This window comes from Amycolatopsis thermophila (assembly GCF_030814215.1).
GTDB classification, from domain to species: Bacteria; Actinomycetota; Actinomycetes; order Mycobacteriales; family Pseudonocardiaceae; genus Amycolatopsis_E; species Amycolatopsis_E thermophila.
Genome location: NZ_JAUSUT010000001.1, coordinates 2,011,191 through 2,026,307, shown reverse-complemented (window position 1 = coordinate 2,026,307; position 15,117 = coordinate 2,011,191). Strand labels below are relative to the sequence as shown.

The window sequence follows — 15,117 nt, the reverse complement described above, 5'->3', positions numbered from 1 at the left end:
GATGACCCTGCTGGCTCCGGGCGCCCGGCTCGTGGACGCGGAAAGCGGCACCGTCCTGGACGGCGCCGCGCTGATGACCGAGGTCGAACGGCAGGCCGACGCACTCGCGGCCCTGCCCGACGGCGTGCTGTTCGCCCGCACCGCCGTCGATTCGGCCAGTGTGCTGCGCTACCTCGCGGCGGTCGAGGCGTCACGCGCGGTCGCGCTCATCGACCCCAAGCTCGACGTGCCGCTGCTGACCATGCTGATGGAGCGGTACCGCCCGGCGGCGGTGCTGGACGCGCCCGCGGCGGAACCACCGGCCGGGTACCGCGCCGCGGACGGGCACTGGCTGCGCCTCGACCCCGACGGCATCCGCCCGCACCCCGACCTCGCCGTGCTGCTGCCCACCAGCGGGTCGACCGGCAACCCCAAGCTGGTCCGGTTGTCCCGGAAGGCGATCCTGACCAACGCGCACGCGATCGCCGACGTGCTCGGCATCGACGAGCGCGAGGTCGCGCCCACGACGCTGCCGCTGCACTACGCCTACGGGCTGTCCGTGCTGAACTCGCACCTGATCAGCGGCGCGACCGTGGTGGTGGAGCGGGACGGCATCCTGGGCCGTGGCTTCTGGGACACCGTCGCCGCGCACGAGTGCACCTCCGTCGCCGGCGTGCCCTACCACTACGAAATGCTGCGGAAGCTCAAGTTCGACCCGGCGGCCAACCCCGGCGTGCACACCCTGACCCAGGCTGGCGGGCGGATGCGGCCCGAGCTGGTCGCCGAGTTCGACACGCTGATGCGCTCGGCGGGCGGGCGGCTGTTCGTGATGTACGGGCAGACCGAGGCCGCCCCGCGGATGTCGATCATGCCGTGGGACCGGCTCGCCGAGAAGATCGGCTCGGTCGGCCCCGCGCTGCCCGGCGGCAGGTTCGCGGTGCGGCGGGCCGACGGCGGCGACACCACGCACCCCAAGATCACCGGCGAGATCATCTACCGCGGGCCGAACGTGATGATGGGCTACGCCGAGAACGCCGCGCAGCTCGCGCTGGGCGACGAGTGCGACGGCGTGCTGCCCACCGGCGACATCGGGTACCTCGACGAGGAGGGGTTCCTGTTCATCACCGGCCGCCTGAAGCGGATCGGCAAGGTGTTCGGCAACCGCATCAACCTCGACGACCTGGAACACGCCACGCGCGCGACCGGTCTCGGGATCGACATCGTGGCCGCGGTCCCGGCCGACGACAAGGTGGTGCTGTACGCGGAGGGCGCGACGGCCGAGACCTGCAAGGCCGCGTCCCAGGCGCTCTCCGACCGGCTGCACCTGCACGCCTCCGGCTTCGACGTGCGCCCGATCGACACGATCCCGTTGCTGGCCAGCGGCAAGATCGACTACCAGACCCTGGCCGACGGCATCTGACCCCGCGCGAGTGACACTCGCTCCGAAGGGGCTCCGAAACGAAACAATTCGTGCGCCGGAACGATATTCACGCCAAGGGTGGAGCGGCGTCACGGAGGGTGAGAAGGTGCCTGGTGCCCTGGTCGCCGCGTGGCTGGCGCTGGCGGGAGTCGCGGTGGGGGTGTGGCCGCGCGTCCAGACCCGCCAGGCCCGCCGGGTCTGGATCGTCCTCCTCGCGCTGGTGTTCGCCCTGGTCCTGCAGCTCGTCGTGGCGACGGTGCCGGACGGGGCGTTCATCACGTTCCGCTACGCCCGCAACATCGCCGAGGGTTACGGCGCGGTCTACACGATCGGCGAGCGGGTCGAGGGCCTGCCGAACTTCGTGTGGCTCGTGCTGGTCACCCTGCCGCGGGCGATGTTCGGGGCGGACGTCGTCACCGGCGCGGTCGTGCTCGGCGTCCTGTCCACGCTCGGGTGCGTGGTGGTCGCGTACCTGCTGGCGAAGCGGTTCGCGGGCGGTGCCGGTGTGATCGCCGCGCTGCTGACCGCGGGCGCGAGCCTGCTGGCCGCCCACGGTCAGGCGGGCACCGAGACCGCGCTGTTCGTCCTGCTCGTGCTGACCGGGTGCCTGGCGCTGGTGAGCGGGCACCCGCTGGTCGGCGGCGTCCTCGCGGCGCTGGCCGTGATGACCCGGTCCGACGGCGTCGTGTTCGCGCTCCTCGGCGAGGTGTGGCTGCTCTACACCGCGGTGCGCCGCCGCTCGAGCTGGTGGGCGCCCGCCGGGTACCTGCTGGGCGCGCTGGTGTTCCTGGTGCCGTGGTGGGCCTGGGAGGCCACCTACTACGACCGGGTCGGGGCCGCCTGGCCCGATTCCGCGCACCTGCCGTACGGCTTCCTCCTGTGCACCCTGCTCGCGGTCGGGGCGGCCGTGCTGTTCGGCAGGCTCGGCACGCGCCGCCGCCCCTCGCCGCACCCGCGCCCCGGCCTGGCCGAGCGGCGTGCGGTGCCCGTCGTCGCGCTCGTGCTGTGCGCGGTCAGCGTGCCCGCCGCGTTCGCCGCGCGGCAGGTCGTCCACACCGACCGGCTGCGGTCGTCCCAGACCACGGAGATCGGGCACTGGTTGCGCGACAGCCTGCCGGCCGGTTCGACCATCGACACGTTCGGCAACGCCGCCCTCGCCTACCGGGCCGGGGCGCGGATGACGATCACCGGTGTCACCGGACGGGAGCCGGACGACTCGGTCGCGCCGGTCGCCGACTTCGGCCTGCCGGTCCTCGCTGCGCCGCTCGCCTGGTACGCGCCGGGGCAGGACTGCGAGATCGCCGCCAGGTACGCGGAGCGTTACGACGTGGCCACGTTCCGCCGCGCCGACACGAGCTGGCTCACGATCTACCTGCGCGGCGACGCCGAAACCCGCATCCTGGCCCTGCTCGCGGGCGACGAGCGCTGGACCTACGTGCCCTGCGGCTAGAACCAGCGCTCGAGCACCTGGGCGACGCCGTCCTCGCTGTTCGGGCTGGTCACCTCGTCCGCGACGGCCAGCACGTCCGGGTGCGCGTTCGCCATCGCCACGCCGTGCCCGGCCCACCGCAGCATGTCCACGTCGTTGGGCATGTCGCCGAACGCGATGATCCGTTCGACCGGCACCTCGAACCGCTGCGCGACCTCGGCCAGCCCGGTCGCCTTCGTGATGCCGTGCGCGGCCAGCTCGATCAGCCCGCCACCGGCGGAGAAGGTGATGTCGAACGACCCGTCGAGCACCGCGCCGGCTGCCCGCGCCATTTCGTCCGACGTCATGTCCGGGTGGCTGACCAGCAGTTTCACCGCCGGGCGCCCCACGATCTCCGCCCGCGACACCGGCACGCCTTCGCCGTCGCCCCACGGGTTGTGGTAGCCGTGCTCGATCACCAGGTGCTGCACGTCCGGATCGATCGCGTGCCTGCCGACCCGCTCCGCGGCGAACCCGCAGCCGGGCAGGACCCTGGCCAGCTCCTCGACGGCGTCGGTGAGCAGCATCGGATCCAGCGCGCCGTGCACGCCGACCACCTCGTCGGCGCCGATGTCGTACAGCACCGCGCCGTTCGCGCACACGGCGTAACCGGTCAGCCCGCCGGCCTGGGCGACGGACGGGATCCAGCGCGGCGGACGCCCGGTCGCGAGCACGACCGGGACCCCCGCCTCGTGGACGCGGCGCAGCACGTCGACGGTGCGGGGCGACATCCGTTCCAGGGGGTCGAGCAGCGTGCCGTCCACGTCCGACGCGATCAGCAGGGGTTTCTCCACACCCCCATTGTCCCCGGGGTGCGGATGGCCGGGTTGTCGGCGGTGGCCGATAGCGTGGGTCGGTGCGCGTTGGCATCGTGATTCTTCCCGAGGACCGGTGGTGGGCGGCCGAGCCGAAGTGGCGGGCCGCCGAGGAGTACGGCTTCGACCACGCCTGGACCTACGACCACCTGGGCTGGCGGTCACTGGTCGACGGCCCCTGGTTCTCCGCGGTGCCGACGCTGACCGCCGCCGCGATGGTGACCTCCACCATCCGCCTCGGCACGTTCGTGGCTTCGCCCAACTTCCGCCACCCGGTGCCGTTCACGCGCGAGCTGATCACCCTCGACGACGTGGCCGACGGCAGGCTCGTCCTGGGCATCGGCGCGGGCGGCCTGGGCTACGACACCAAGGTCCTCGGGGGCGCGGAGCTGACCCCGCGGCAGCGCTCCGACCGGTTCGCCGAGTTCGTCGAGGCGCTGGACGGCCTGCTGATCACCGACGGGTACGACCACGACGGGACCTATTACACGGCGCGCGGCGCGCGGAACCTGCCCGGATGCGTGCAGCGGCCGCGGATTCCGTTCCTCATCGCCGCGAACGGGCCGCGCGCGATGAAGGTTGCCGCAACTTATGGTGGCGGCTGGGTGACCACCGGGCGGGCGGCCGAAACGCTCGACGAGTGGTGGCGCGGCGTCGCCGAGCTGTCGCGCCGGTTCGACGAGGTGCTGGCCGCGAACGACCGCGCGGGCGAGGAGGTGCACCGCTACCTCAGCCTCGACGCCGCACCGGTGTTCTCCCTGGTCAGCAAGCAGGCGTTCGTCGACGCGGCGGGCCGCGCGGGCGAGCTGGGCTTCACCGACGTGGTCGTCCACTGGCCGCGTTCCGCCGGCCCGTACGCGGGCCGGGAATCGGTGCTGGAAGAAGTGGTGTCCGACGTCCTGCCGGGCCTGCGCGGCACGCGATAGACAACGTGGGTGCGGTTGCCCTCGGTAGCGTCGGTACCCTCGCTTCCCGTGAGCGAGCACACGAGCAACACTGACTCCACCGACGCCGGTTTCGCCGGGTACGACCTGGTCGTCGTCGGCTCCGGCTTCTTCGGGCTCACGGTCGCCGAGCGTGCGGCCAGCCAGCTCGGCAAGCGGGTGCTCGTGCTGGAGCGGCGTTCCCACCTGGGGGGCAACGCCTACTCCGAGGCCGAGCCGGAGACCGGGATCGAGGTGCACCGCTACGGCGCGCACCTGTTCCACACGTCGAACAAGCGGGTCTGGGACTACGTCAACCAGTTCACCGAGTTCACCGGCTACCAGCACCGCGTGTTCGGCAAGTACCGCGGGCAGGTCTACCCGCTGCCGATGAACCTGGCGCTGATCAACCAGTTCTTCGGCCGGTCGCACACCCCGGACGAGGCGCGTGAGCTGATCGCCGAGCAGGCCAGCGAGATCGACAGCAAGGACGCGCAGAACTTCGAAGAGAAGGCCATCTCGCTCATCGGCCGCCCCCTGTACGAGGCGTTCTTCCGCGGTTACACCGCGAAGCAGTGGCAGACCGACCCGAAGGAGCTCCCGGCCGGCAACATCACCCGGCTGCCGGTGCGCTACACCTTCGACAACCGGTACTTCAACGACACCTACGAGGGCCTGCCGGTCGACGGTTACACCGCGTGGCTGGAGCGGATGGCCGACCACGAGCTGATCGACGTCCGCCTGAACACCGACTACTTCGACGTCCGCGAGCACATCCCGGCCGGCACGCCGACGGTCTACACCGGCCCGCTGGACCACTACTTCGGCTACTCCGAGGGCCGCCTGGGCTGGCGCACGCTCGACTTCGAGCAGGAGGTCGTCCCCACCGGCGACTACCAGGGCACGTCCGTCATGAACTACAACGACGAAGACGTCCCCTACACCCGGATCCACGAGTTCCGCCACTTCCACCCGGAGCGGGACTACCCGAAGGACAAGACGGTCATCGTCCGGGAGTACTCCCGCTTCGCCAACGAAGACGACGAGCCGTACTACCCGATCAACACCCCGGACGACCGCGCCAAGCTCGAGCGCTACCGCGAGCTGGCCAAGGCCGAGGCGCGCGAGCGCAACGTCCTCTTCGGCGGCCGCCTGGGCACCTACAAGTACCTGGACATGCACATGGCCATCGGTTCGGCGCTGTCGATGTTCGACAACAAGATCGCCCCGCACCTGACCGACGGCGCCCCCCTGGACGGGAGCATCGATGCTTGAGAAGAAGCCGGAGCGCGCCGCCGAGATCCAGGTGCTCTCCAGGGTCCAGGGCGCGCTCAAGCGCCCGGTGACCGTGAAGGCCGCCCGCGGCCTGTCCCACTTCGGTGAGCACGCGATCGGATGGTTCGCCGCCGGTCTCGTGGGCGCCGCGGTGGACCGCGAGCGCCGCAAGGACTGGCTGGTCGCGGCCGCCGGCGTGGTCGCCGCGCACGGCGCCTCGATCGCGGTGAAACGCGTGGTCAGGCGGCCCCGGCCGGAGGACCCGAGCGTCGAGGTCCTGGTCGGCACGCCGAGCCGGCTGAGCTTCCCGTCCTCGCACGCCACGTCCACTACGGCGGCGGCGGTGCTCTACTCGGGATTGACCGGGCGTAACCTGGTTCCCGCGCTCGTCCCGCCGATGTTGGCGTCCCGGCTCGTGTTGGGGGTGCACTACCCGACCGACGTGCTCGCCGGTGCCGCTCTCGGCGGTGTGGTCGGAGGTCTGCTGCGCAGGAAAATCCGCAAAAAGGGGTAGGGAACCACCCGTGACCAAATCAGTGAACAACGCCGCGGAAGCCGAGATCGTGGACGAAACCAGCGAGAAGGCCGAGGCGAAGACGGCGGAGACGGCGGCCGAACCGGCCCCGTCCGTCAAGCGCGGCCCGGTGGGAATGGTCCTCGGCGTCGCCAAGACCGCGCGGCCGAAGCAGTGGGCGAAGAACGTCCTCGTCTTCGTCGCGCCGTTCACCGCGGCCCAGATCACCAACGGTTCGGTGCTCCTCGACGCGGTCATCGCGTTCGTGGCGTTCAGCCTGGTCGCGTCGTCGGTGTACCTGATCAACGACGCGGTCGACGTCGAGGCGGACCGGGCGCACCCGACGAAGCGGAACCGGCCGATCGCGGCCGGGATCGTGCCGGTGCCGGTCGCCTACGTGGCCGCGGTGCTGTTCTTCGGCGTCGGGCTCGCGCTGTCGTTCCTGGCGAGCCCGGAGCTGGCGATCGTGCTGGGCGTCTACGAGGCGGTGCAACTGGGCTACTGCTTCGGGCTCAAGCACCAGCCGGTGATCGACCTGGCGATCGTCGGGTCGGGCTTCCTGATGCGCTCGATCGCCGGTGGTGTGGCCGCCGGTATCGCGCTGTCGCAGTGGTTCCTGCTGGTCACGGCGTTCGGTTCGTTGTTCATGGTCGCGGGCAAGCGCTACGCCGAGATCATGCTGTTCGAGCGCACCGGCGCGAAGATCCGCTCGTCGCTGAAGAAGTACTCGGCCAGCTACCTGCGCTTCGTGTGGGCGACCGCGGCGGCGATCCTGATCATGTCGTACTCGCTGTGGGCGTTCGAGCTGCGGGAGGGCGCCGACCAGTCGGTCTGGCCGGTCATCTCGATGGTGCCGTTCGTGATCGCCGTGCTGCGCTACGCGGTCGACGTCGACGGCGGCACCGCGGGCGCGCCGGACGAGATCGTGCTCAAGGACCGCGTCCTGCAGGTCCTGGGTGTGCTGTGGGTCGCCACCCTCGGGGTCACCTTCTACCTGTGACGACCACCTTGGCCCGTCCCGGCGACGACACGGCGACCGAACCCGCACCGCGCCACCCACTGACCCGGCTCGGACCCGGCCGCACCCTGGCCGAGCTCGTCCTGGGCACCGTGGCGGCGGTGGTCGTCAGCCTCGTGCTGCAGTTCGGCGCGAACAAGCTGAGCGTCGACCCGGGCACGTACGTGCCGGACGCGCTGGTGAACCTGGCCGTCGCGGTGATCGTCGTGGTGCTGTTCGGCTCGCTGTGGTACAGCGGCGCGGCCCGCTGGCCGTCGTGGGTGCGCGTCGGTGGCAGCTGGGTGGCGCTGACCGCGCTGTCCACCCTGCTGCTGGCGATCCCGCTGCAGGGCACCCGCTTCTTCCTGGGCGGGTCGAGCGTGGACAACACGTTCCGCCTGCAGTACATGGAGCGGCTGACCGAGACCGCCGGCCTGGCGGACGTGAACTACCACGGACTGGCCGCCTACTACCCGGGCGGCTGGTTCTGGCTCGGCGGGCGGTTCGCGAACCTGCTCGGCCTGGAGGGCTGGGCCGCCTACAAGCCGTACTCGATCACCTGGGCCGCGGTGGCCGGGGTGGTCGCGTTCGTCCTGTGGAGCCTCGTCGTGCGGCGCCGGATGGCGCTGCTGGCGTCGGTGGCCACGGTGCTGGCCGGGTTCGTCGCACTCGGGCCCGAGGAGCCGTACGCGTGGCCGACCACGGCCTGGCTGCCGCCGATCCTCGTGCTGACGTGGGCCGTGCTGCGCCGCCGCGAGCGGGTGCCGGCCTGGACGCTCGTGCTGATCGGCGTCTACCTCGGGTTCTCCGGGGTCACCTACACCCTGCACCTGGTGTTCGGCGTGTTCGCCGTGGTGGTGCTGGCGCTGGTCGCGCTCGCGCTGGACGTCCGCGACGGGGAACCCGTCGGGGCGGTGCTCAAGCGGCTGCTGCTGCGCCTGGTCGGCATCGGGGTGGTCACCGGCCTGCTGTCGCTGATCACCTGGGGCCCGTTCATCCTGGCCGGCGGGCTGGGCAAGCCGAACGTGGCGGCGCACTTCCTGCCCGAGATCAGCGCCTACTTCCCGATGCCGTTCCAGACCGCGAGCTTCTTCGGCGTGCTGTGCCTGGCCGGGCTGGTCTGGCTGGTGGTGCGCGCGCGCCGCGAACCGGTCGCGCTCGTGCTGCTCGTGCTGACCGCGCTGGTCTACCTGTGGTTCGCGCTGTCCAGCCTCGCGCTGCTGGTCCGCACGACGCTGTTGTCGTTCCGGTTCATCGTGACGGTGGACGTGGCACTCGCGGTCGCCGGGGTGTTCGCGCTGGCCGAACTCGTGCGGGCCCTGCCGAAGCTGACCGAGCACGTCCGCCCCGTGCGGACGGTGGCGTTCGTGCTCGCGGTGCTCGGCGCCGTGTCGGTGACGCAGACCGTCGTCGGCACCACGATGAAGGACACGGTCGACACCGCCGAGTCCGACTACTACCCGGACGGCTGGAACGCAAACTACGGCCACGACCCGGCGCAGGACGGGTACTGGACCCCCCAGCTGATCGCCACGATCGGTGAGCTGACCGGACGACCGCCGACCGGCAACATCGTGCTCTCGGCGTACGACCGGCTGCTGTCGTTCCAGCCGTACTGGGGTTTCCAGCAGACCACGCCGCACTACGCGAACCCGCTCGCCGGGTACACGCAGCGCAACGACGAGATCCGGTCCTGGGCGACCGCCCGGGACTCCGCCGGCCTGATCGCCAAGCTCCGGACGAACCCGCACGAGGCGCCCAACGTGTTCGTGCTGCGCCGCGCCGCCGACGGCACGCTCGTCATGCCGATCGCGACCGACACCTTCCCGCGCGCGGTCCCGTTGCGTGTCGACGACATCACGTTCGCGCCGGAACTGTTCTCCGGGCCGGGATTCGAGCGCCGCGACGTCGGGCCGTTCGCGGTCATCGTGGACCGTTCGGCGCAGCCGATTAGCTGAACGTGTGAGTTTCTCGTAAACTGCTGCGCACACACCAGTCAGTAGTCGGGTAAACGCAAAGGGGGAACCGGCGTGACCTACCCCCTGTACCGCAGCGGCACGATCGCCGTCGTCGACGGCGTGTCGTACCCGGTTTCGTATGCGGCGGGCGAGAACTACGTGCACTTTCCGCAGCTCCGTGAGCCCTGTCACCGGCCGGAGCTCACCGGGGCGGTTCCGGTGGAGATGTGTGAACGCGTTTTCTCGGTCCAGGTCTACGCGACCTACCGGGACCACCGCGTCATGATCGACACCGCTTTCGACAACGGCACCGCTCGTGTCCTGGACGCCGAATGGGACCAGGAATGGGCGACGATCAACGGTTTCGTGCAGGAACATTCCTACGAGTACTACAAAACCGTCGACCTGCGTGACCTCCGCCAGTACGCCGAACGGCAGAACGACCTGCTCTTCACGCGCTGGCGCGCGGCCCGGTTCCCGCGCCCGGTGGACGGCATCCCGCTCCACGGCGGCTGGCCCAACGGGCAGGCGGCGGTCGTCGCCGGTCGCCCGCGGTCCGGGGTGCTGGAGACCGAGGGCGGCCGGGTCGCCGAGGTGACCACGCGCGCGGAGTACCTCGGGTATTCGTGTGAGGTGGCCGGGATCTCGCTGGACGGTTCGGTCGGCGTCTACTACCTGGGCACGGATTTCGAGCGCGCGGAGGCCGACGGGTTCCGCCCGGACGAGAACCTGCGCTGGGCGAAGACCGTGCACGTGTTCGACCTGAGCCGCTACCACGAGATGCACCGGGACCTGCTGTTCGACCAGTGGCGGGAGTCGCGGGATAGCCTGGCCCGATGAGCCAACGACGAAACCGGGTCCGGGCGTGTGCGTGAAGTGACCCAGGTTCTGCACATTTCGGACGAGGTCGACCGCACGCCCGGGCCCCGCCGGGGCGTGCGCCGCGATCCCGCGTTCTGGCTGACCGGGCTGCTCGCGGCCGTGGTCGGCGCCGCATTCGTGCTGAGCGGCCTGGGCTGGAACCAGGGCAAGCTGATCGCGCCGCTCGACGACGTCTACATCCACCTCCAGTACGGCCGCCAGCTCGGCCTCGGGCACTTCTTCCAGTTCAACACCGGCGACGACGTCAGCGCGGGCGCGAGCAGCCTGCTGTACGCGCTGGTGCTCGGCGCGGCCTGGGTGCTGGGTTTCCAGGGCACGTTCTTCCTGGCGTTCGCGGTCGGGTTCGGTGTGCTGTGCTTCGCGCTCACCGCGGGTCTGGTCACGGTGCTGGGCGGGAGACTGGTGTCCCGCCCGGTCGGCGTGTGGTCCGGTGTCCTGGTCGCCGTCAGCGGCCCGCTGGCCTGGGGTTCGGCCAGCGGCATGGAAGTCGGGCTGGTGGCGCTGCTGGTGGTCGCGACGCTGCTGGCGTTCGTGACCGAGCAGCCGTGGGCGCGGTTCCGGTGGACGCCGGTGCTGGGCGCGTTGCTGGCACTGGCGCGCACCGAAGGGCTGATCCTGGCGGTGGCGCTGGTGTTCGCGGCGCTGTGGACGCTGTGGGTGGACCGGCGCGTGGCGGGTGCGCGCCGTACCGTGCTGCGTGCACTGTGGACACTGCTGCCGGTCGCGGTCGGTGCCGCCCAGCTGCTGTTCTACAAGATCGCCACCGGGACGGCGACCGCGAACGGCATCCAGTCGAAGTCGTTCCTGCACGACCGGCCGGTGTTCTGGCTCAGCGAGTTCGCCGACCGCACGCTGGCCAACGTGCGCGCGTTCGTGGGCAACTTCCTCGGGTTCGAGGCGCAGGACTACGCGTTCCCGGGTGCGCTGCTGGTGTTCGCCGCCGGCATGGTCTACGTGTTCCTGACACGGCGCACCTGGCGCCCGATGCTGTACGCGGTGGCCGCGGGCCTGCTGCTGATCCTGGTGTCGGTGTCCACTCTGAACACCGCGCTGGTGCACGAACTGCGGTACGTCCAGCCGTTCCTGCCGGTGTTCGTGCTGTTCGTGGTGACCGGTGTGTACGGGCTGAGCCGCCTCGCCCGTCAGACGCGGGTGCGCCGGATCGGGCTGCACGGCGCGCTGGTGGTGGTGCTGGTGCTGACGCTGGTGGAGCTTCCCGGCTGGTCGATCCGGTTCGGCCGGGCGACGGCGGCGATCCGCGACACCGACGTGTCGGTGGCGCAGTGGATCCGCGGGAACCTGCCGCCGGGCGCGACGGTGGCGGTCAAGGACGTCGGCGCGGTCGCGTACTTCGGTGAGCACCGGGTGCTGGACCTGATCGGGCTCGGCACCAACGGTTTCGCCGCGCCGGCCAACAACGGGACCGGTTCGCTGTACGAGGCGCTCAAACACCTGCCCGCGGCGCAGCGGCCCGGCTACTTCGCGGTGTACGACCCGTGGCCGGGGCCGTCGATGGAGCCGCTGAAGGACGTGGGCGTGCTGAAGACGCCCGCGGAGATGAGCTTCGACGTGCAGGCGGCGCCGGACCTCGGCGGGCGGCTGATCGTGCCGTTCCGGCGGATGAACGTCTACCGGGCCGACTGGTCGCTCGCCGGCAGCGGCGACGAGCAGGCGGTGCCGGGCGAGCTGCGGGACTACGTCAACGTCGGTGACCTGACCAGCGAGGGCGACCACGGGTACCAGCCGGTTCTGGCCCAGGTGGGCACGCAGCCGTGGACGTCGCTGGGCCGGGTGGGCGACGTGGTGGACAGCTCGCGTTCCATCGTCGGCGGCGAGGCGTTCACGGCGCACAACCTGGTGCCCGGCCGCCCCCTGACGATCACCTCGCGCACGGCGATGCACGGCACGGTGTTCGACATGCGGGTGCTGGTCAACGGCGCCGAGGCCGGAACCTGGATCCGCGACGAGCGCGACGGCGTCTGGTCGACCTACACCTACACGATCCCCGGTGAGCTGATCACCTCCGGGTCGGTGCGCATCGAGGTCCAGCAGCCCCGCCCGCTGCTGAACCCCTACCCGGACTACACCTCGTACGGCTACTGGCTGAGCCAGTGACGCGAAAACGCCCCGGCCACCTCGCGGTGACCGGGGCGTTTCTCGTCGGGAACGATCAGATCGGCAGCTTGCGGAAGATCGGCCGCGGCACGTGGCGCAGCACCGACATCACCGCGCGGAACGGGGCCGGCGCCCACACCAGCTCCTTGCCCTTGCGGGCCGCGTCGACGGCGATGTCGGCGACCTGCTCGGCCGTCTGCTCCAGCGGCGCCTTGCCCAGGCCCTCGGTCATCTTCGTCTTGACCTGGCCCGGCCGCACGACCGTCACCTTGACCCCGGACGGCGCCAGCGCCTCGCCCAGGCCCAGGTAGAACCCGTCGAACCCGGCCTTCGTCGAGCCGTACACGAAGTTCGACCGCCGCACGCGCTCACCGGCCACAGAGGACAGCGCGATCACCGTGCCGTGGCCCTGCTTCTTCAGCCGCTCGGCCAGCGCGACGCCGACCGACACCGCCGCGGTGTAGTTCACCGTCGCCAGCTCGACCGCGACCGCGTGGTTCTGCCACGCCTCCTCGTTGTCGCCGAGCAGGCCGAACGCCACGACGGCCACGTCGATGTCACCGTGCGCGAACGCCTGGTCCAGCACTGCGGGGTGGGACGCCGTGTCCTTCGCGTCGAAGTCCACTTCGGACACCTCGGCGCCGGCGGCGCGCAGGCTCTCCGCGGCCTGCTTGCGCCGCTCGGAGGCCCGCGCGGCCAGCACGACGCGCAGCTCCGGCGCCTCGCTCAGGTACTTGCGCGCGATGGCCAGCGCGATGTCCGAGGTGCCGCCGAGCAGCAGCAGCGACTGGGGGTTGCCAACAGCGTCGATCACAGTTCAAGCCTCCGGCTCATGTCGGACGCGAACACGCCCTCGGGGTCGACCGACTGGCGGACCTTGCGCCACTCCTCCAGCCGCGGGTACATCTTCGCGAAGGTCTCCGGCGTGGTGCGGGAGTCCTTCGCGGTGTAGAGCCGCCCGCCGGCGGCCAGCACGTCCTCGTCCATCTCGGTGCAGAACCGGCCGAGGCCGTCCTTGATGGGGAAGTCCACGCTCAGCATCCAGCCCGGCGACGGCCACGACAGCGGCGCGCGGTTGCCCTCGCCCATGCGCTTGAACACGTTGAGGAACGAGTAGTGCCCGGACGTCGCGATCTTGCGGCACAGGTCCTTCAGCGCGTCCTCGCGTCCGAACGGGATGGAGAACTGGTACTGCAGGAAGCCCTTCGACCCGTAGGCGCGGTTCCACTCGCTCAGCATGTCCAGCGGGTGGTAGAACTGCGTCAGGTTCTGGATCTTGCCGCGCGCGCCGCCCTTGGGCACCGTGCGCTGCCAGACGTTGTTGAGCATCCCGAACGTGAGCTTGTTGCCCAGGCCGTTGGGGAAGATGTCGGGCAGCGTCATCAGCTGCGGCGCGTCGAACTTCAGCGGGTTCGCCCGCAGCTTGGGCGGCAGCTGGTCCAGCCGGGCCAGCGAGCCACGGGAGAACGTGGCACGGCCGAGGCGGCTGTCGGCGTTGATCAGGTCCGGCACCGACATCGAGTAGTCGTAGTTGAGGTCGGAGCCGTTGGTGAACAGCTCCAGCGTCTCGTCCAGGTTCGACGTGCGGTCCGCGTCGACGACGAAGTAGGCGCTCTCGGTCTTCTTCATCCGGATCTTCGCGCGCACGATGATGCCGGTCAGGCCGATGCCGGCGACCGTGGCCCAGAACAGCTCGGACTCGGGGCCGTCGGGGGTCAGCGTGCGGATCCGGCCGTCCGCGGTGACCAGGTCCATCGACAGCACGTGGTTGCCGAAGCTGCCCGCGCTGTGGTGGTTCTTGCCGTGGATGTCGTTGGCGATCGCGCCACCGATGGTCACCTGGCGCGTTCCGGGCAGCACCGGAACCCACAGCCCGTGCGGCAGCGCGGCCTTCATCAGCTGGTCGAGGCTCACCCCGGCGTCCAGGTCGACCTCGCCGGTGTCCGGGTCGATCGAGTGGATCGTGTTCAGGGCGGTCATGTCGATGACGAGTCCACCGGCGTTCTGCGCCGGGTCCCCGTAGGAGCGGCCGAGGCCACGGGCGATCACGCCGCGCTCGCCGGCCTGCGCCACCGCGCGGGCGATCGTCTCGACGTCCGGCGTGGTCAGCACGTCAGCGATGGTCGGGGCGGTGCGACCCCACCCGGTGAGTGTCCGCCGCTCGGTATGCGGTGTCGTGTTCACCCGGACCAGGGTAACGATCCCCGGGGGGCGGCTTTCGCGGAGGCGCTTCTACACTTTTCCGGTCCCGGAAAATCGCACGCTGGTGAGGTAGTGCAGTGGTGTCTACGGAACCGCAGGAGCAGGCAGTGACCGCGAAAAGCCCCGGCCTGCTCGGCCAGTTGGTGCGATTCGCGGTCATCGGCGGGTTTTGCGCGCTACTCGATCTCGGTACCTACACGGCGTTACGGGCGCTCGGCCTTGATTACGCTCCGTGGGACACCGTCGCTCGCGCGATCAGTTTCATCGTCGGCACCACCACCGCCTTTTTCCTTAACCGGAAGTTCACGTTCTCCGCCGGCCGCAAGCAGGGCGCCGGCCAGGTCGGCAGCTTCGTCCTGCTTTACGGCGTCACGTTCTTCGTCGCCGTCGGCGTGAATGCCCTGATGCTGCACGTGCTCGGGGAGTTCCGGTTCAAGCCGACGGTCGCCTGGGTGATCTCCCAGGGCACCGCCACGGCCATCAACTTCGTGATGCTCAAGTGGGTTGTCTTCCGCGAAGAAGGTGTGACCGATGTTTCGCCGGAGTCCGGCGCGTGATTCCTCCACAGG

General features: G+C 70.5%; 13 protein-coding genes. 10 read left to right on the top strand and 3 right to left on the bottom strand.

The genetic code is table 11. From position 1 onward, the window contains the following. Position 1: 1 nt before the first annotated feature. Positions 2 to 1,399: an AMP-binding protein gene (locus tag FB470_RS10010; protein ID WP_306990613.1), complete on the top strand. Its 1,398-nt coding sequence runs from the start codon at positions 2 to 4 to the stop codon at positions 1,397 to 1,399. 106 nt (positions 1,400 to 1,505) lie between these two features. Continuing rightward, positions 1,506 to 2,849 carry an ArnT family glycosyltransferase gene (locus FB470_RS10005; protein ID WP_306990612.1) on the top strand — a complete coding sequence of 448 codons (1,344 nt, stop codon included), beginning with the start codon at positions 1,506 to 1,508 and terminating at the stop codon, positions 2,847 to 2,849. On the opposite strand, the gene FB470_RS10000 is transcribed toward FB470_RS10005, so the two are convergent. Next, positions 2,846 to 3,661 carry an HAD family hydrolase gene (locus FB470_RS10000; protein WP_306990611.1) on the bottom strand — a complete coding sequence of 272 codons (816 nt, stop codon included), beginning with the start codon at positions 3,659 to 3,661 and terminating at the stop codon, positions 2,846 to 2,848. The two genes, FB470_RS10005 and FB470_RS10000, sit on opposite strands and share 4 nt — an antisense overlap. Before the next feature lie 62 nt (positions 3,662 to 3,723). Between FB470_RS10000 and FB470_RS09995 the strand changes: the two genes are divergently transcribed. The 7 genes from FB470_RS09995 to FB470_RS09965 all read left to right on the top strand — a co-directional run bounded on the left by FB470_RS09995 (position 3,724) and on the right by FB470_RS09965 (position 12,346). Beyond that, positions 3,724 to 4,608, top strand: a complete 885-nt coding sequence (locus FB470_RS09995) for an LLM class flavin-dependent oxidoreductase (RefSeq protein ID WP_306990610.1) — start codon at positions 3,724 to 3,726, stop codon at positions 4,606 to 4,608. 48 nt (positions 4,609 to 4,656) lie between these two features. Continuing rightward, positions 4,657 to 5,880, top strand: coding sequence for a UDP-galactopyranose mutase (gene glf / locus FB470_RS09990; protein WP_306990609.1), 1,224 nt, complete (start codon positions 4,657 to 4,659; stop codon positions 5,878 to 5,880). Then, positions 5,873 to 6,394: a phosphatase PAP2 family protein gene (locus FB470_RS09985; RefSeq protein WP_306990608.1), complete on the top strand. Its 522-nt coding sequence runs from the start codon at positions 5,873 to 5,875 to the stop codon at positions 6,392 to 6,394. Before glf ends, FB470_RS09985 begins: the two co-directional genes overlap by 8 nt. Before the next feature lie 49 nt (positions 6,395 to 6,443). Next, positions 6,444 to 7,394 carry a decaprenyl-phosphate phosphoribosyltransferase gene (locus FB470_RS09980; RefSeq protein WP_306999160.1) on the top strand — a complete coding sequence of 317 codons (951 nt, stop codon included), beginning with the start codon at positions 6,444 to 6,446 and terminating at the stop codon, positions 7,392 to 7,394. After that, positions 7,391 to 9,349 (top strand): arabinofuranosyltransferase, encoded by a 1,959-nt coding sequence (locus FB470_RS09975; protein WP_306990607.1) that lies wholly within the window; start codon positions 7,391 to 7,393, stop codon positions 9,347 to 9,349. The genes FB470_RS09980 and FB470_RS09975 overlap by 4 nt, the downstream gene beginning before the upstream one ends. A gap of 72 nt (positions 9,350 to 9,421) precedes the next feature. After that, complete coding sequence (locus FB470_RS09970) at positions 9,422 to 10,189, top strand: hypothetical protein (protein WP_306990606.1); 768 nt, start codon at positions 9,422 to 9,424, stop codon at positions 10,187 to 10,189. A gap of 36 nt (positions 10,190 to 10,225) precedes the next feature. Continuing rightward, positions 10,226 to 12,346: a DUF3488 domain-containing protein gene (locus FB470_RS09965; RefSeq protein WP_306990605.1), complete on the top strand. Its 2,121-nt coding sequence runs from the start codon at positions 10,226 to 10,228 to the stop codon at positions 12,344 to 12,346. Between the two features lie 55 nt (positions 12,347 to 12,401). Here FB470_RS09965 and FB470_RS09960 read toward each other — a convergent pair whose 3' ends face one another. Continuing rightward, positions 12,402 to 13,160 (bottom strand): decaprenylphospho-beta-D-erythro-pentofuranosid-2-ulose 2-reductase, encoded by a 759-nt coding sequence (locus tag FB470_RS09960; protein WP_306990603.1) that lies wholly within the window; start codon positions 13,158 to 13,160, stop codon positions 12,402 to 12,404. Further along, positions 13,157 to 14,530: an FAD-binding oxidoreductase gene (locus FB470_RS09955; protein WP_306990602.1), complete on the bottom strand. Its 1,374-nt coding sequence runs from the start codon at positions 14,528 to 14,530 to the stop codon at positions 13,157 to 13,159. Before FB470_RS09955 ends, FB470_RS09960 begins: the two co-directional genes overlap by 4 nt. A 95-nt stretch (positions 14,531 to 14,625) precedes the next feature. On the opposite strand from FB470_RS09955, the gene FB470_RS09950 reads away from it, so the two are divergent. After that, positions 14,626 to 15,105 carry a GtrA family protein gene (locus FB470_RS09950; protein ID WP_306990601.1) on the top strand — a complete coding sequence of 160 codons (480 nt, stop codon included), beginning with the start codon at positions 14,626 to 14,628 and terminating at the stop codon, positions 15,103 to 15,105. Positions 15,106 to 15,117 lie beyond the last annotated feature (12 nt).

Excerpts from the sequence above, each read along its gene's own strand:
- FB470_RS10010 (WP_306990613.1), top strand. The coding sequence starts at position 2 with ATGACCCTGCTGGCTCCGGGCGCCCGGCTCGTGGACGCGGAAAGCGGC.
- FB470_RS09985 (WP_306990608.1), top strand. The coding sequence starts at position 5,873 with ATGCTTGAGAAGAAGCCGGAGCGCGCCGCCGAGATCCAGGTGCTCTCC.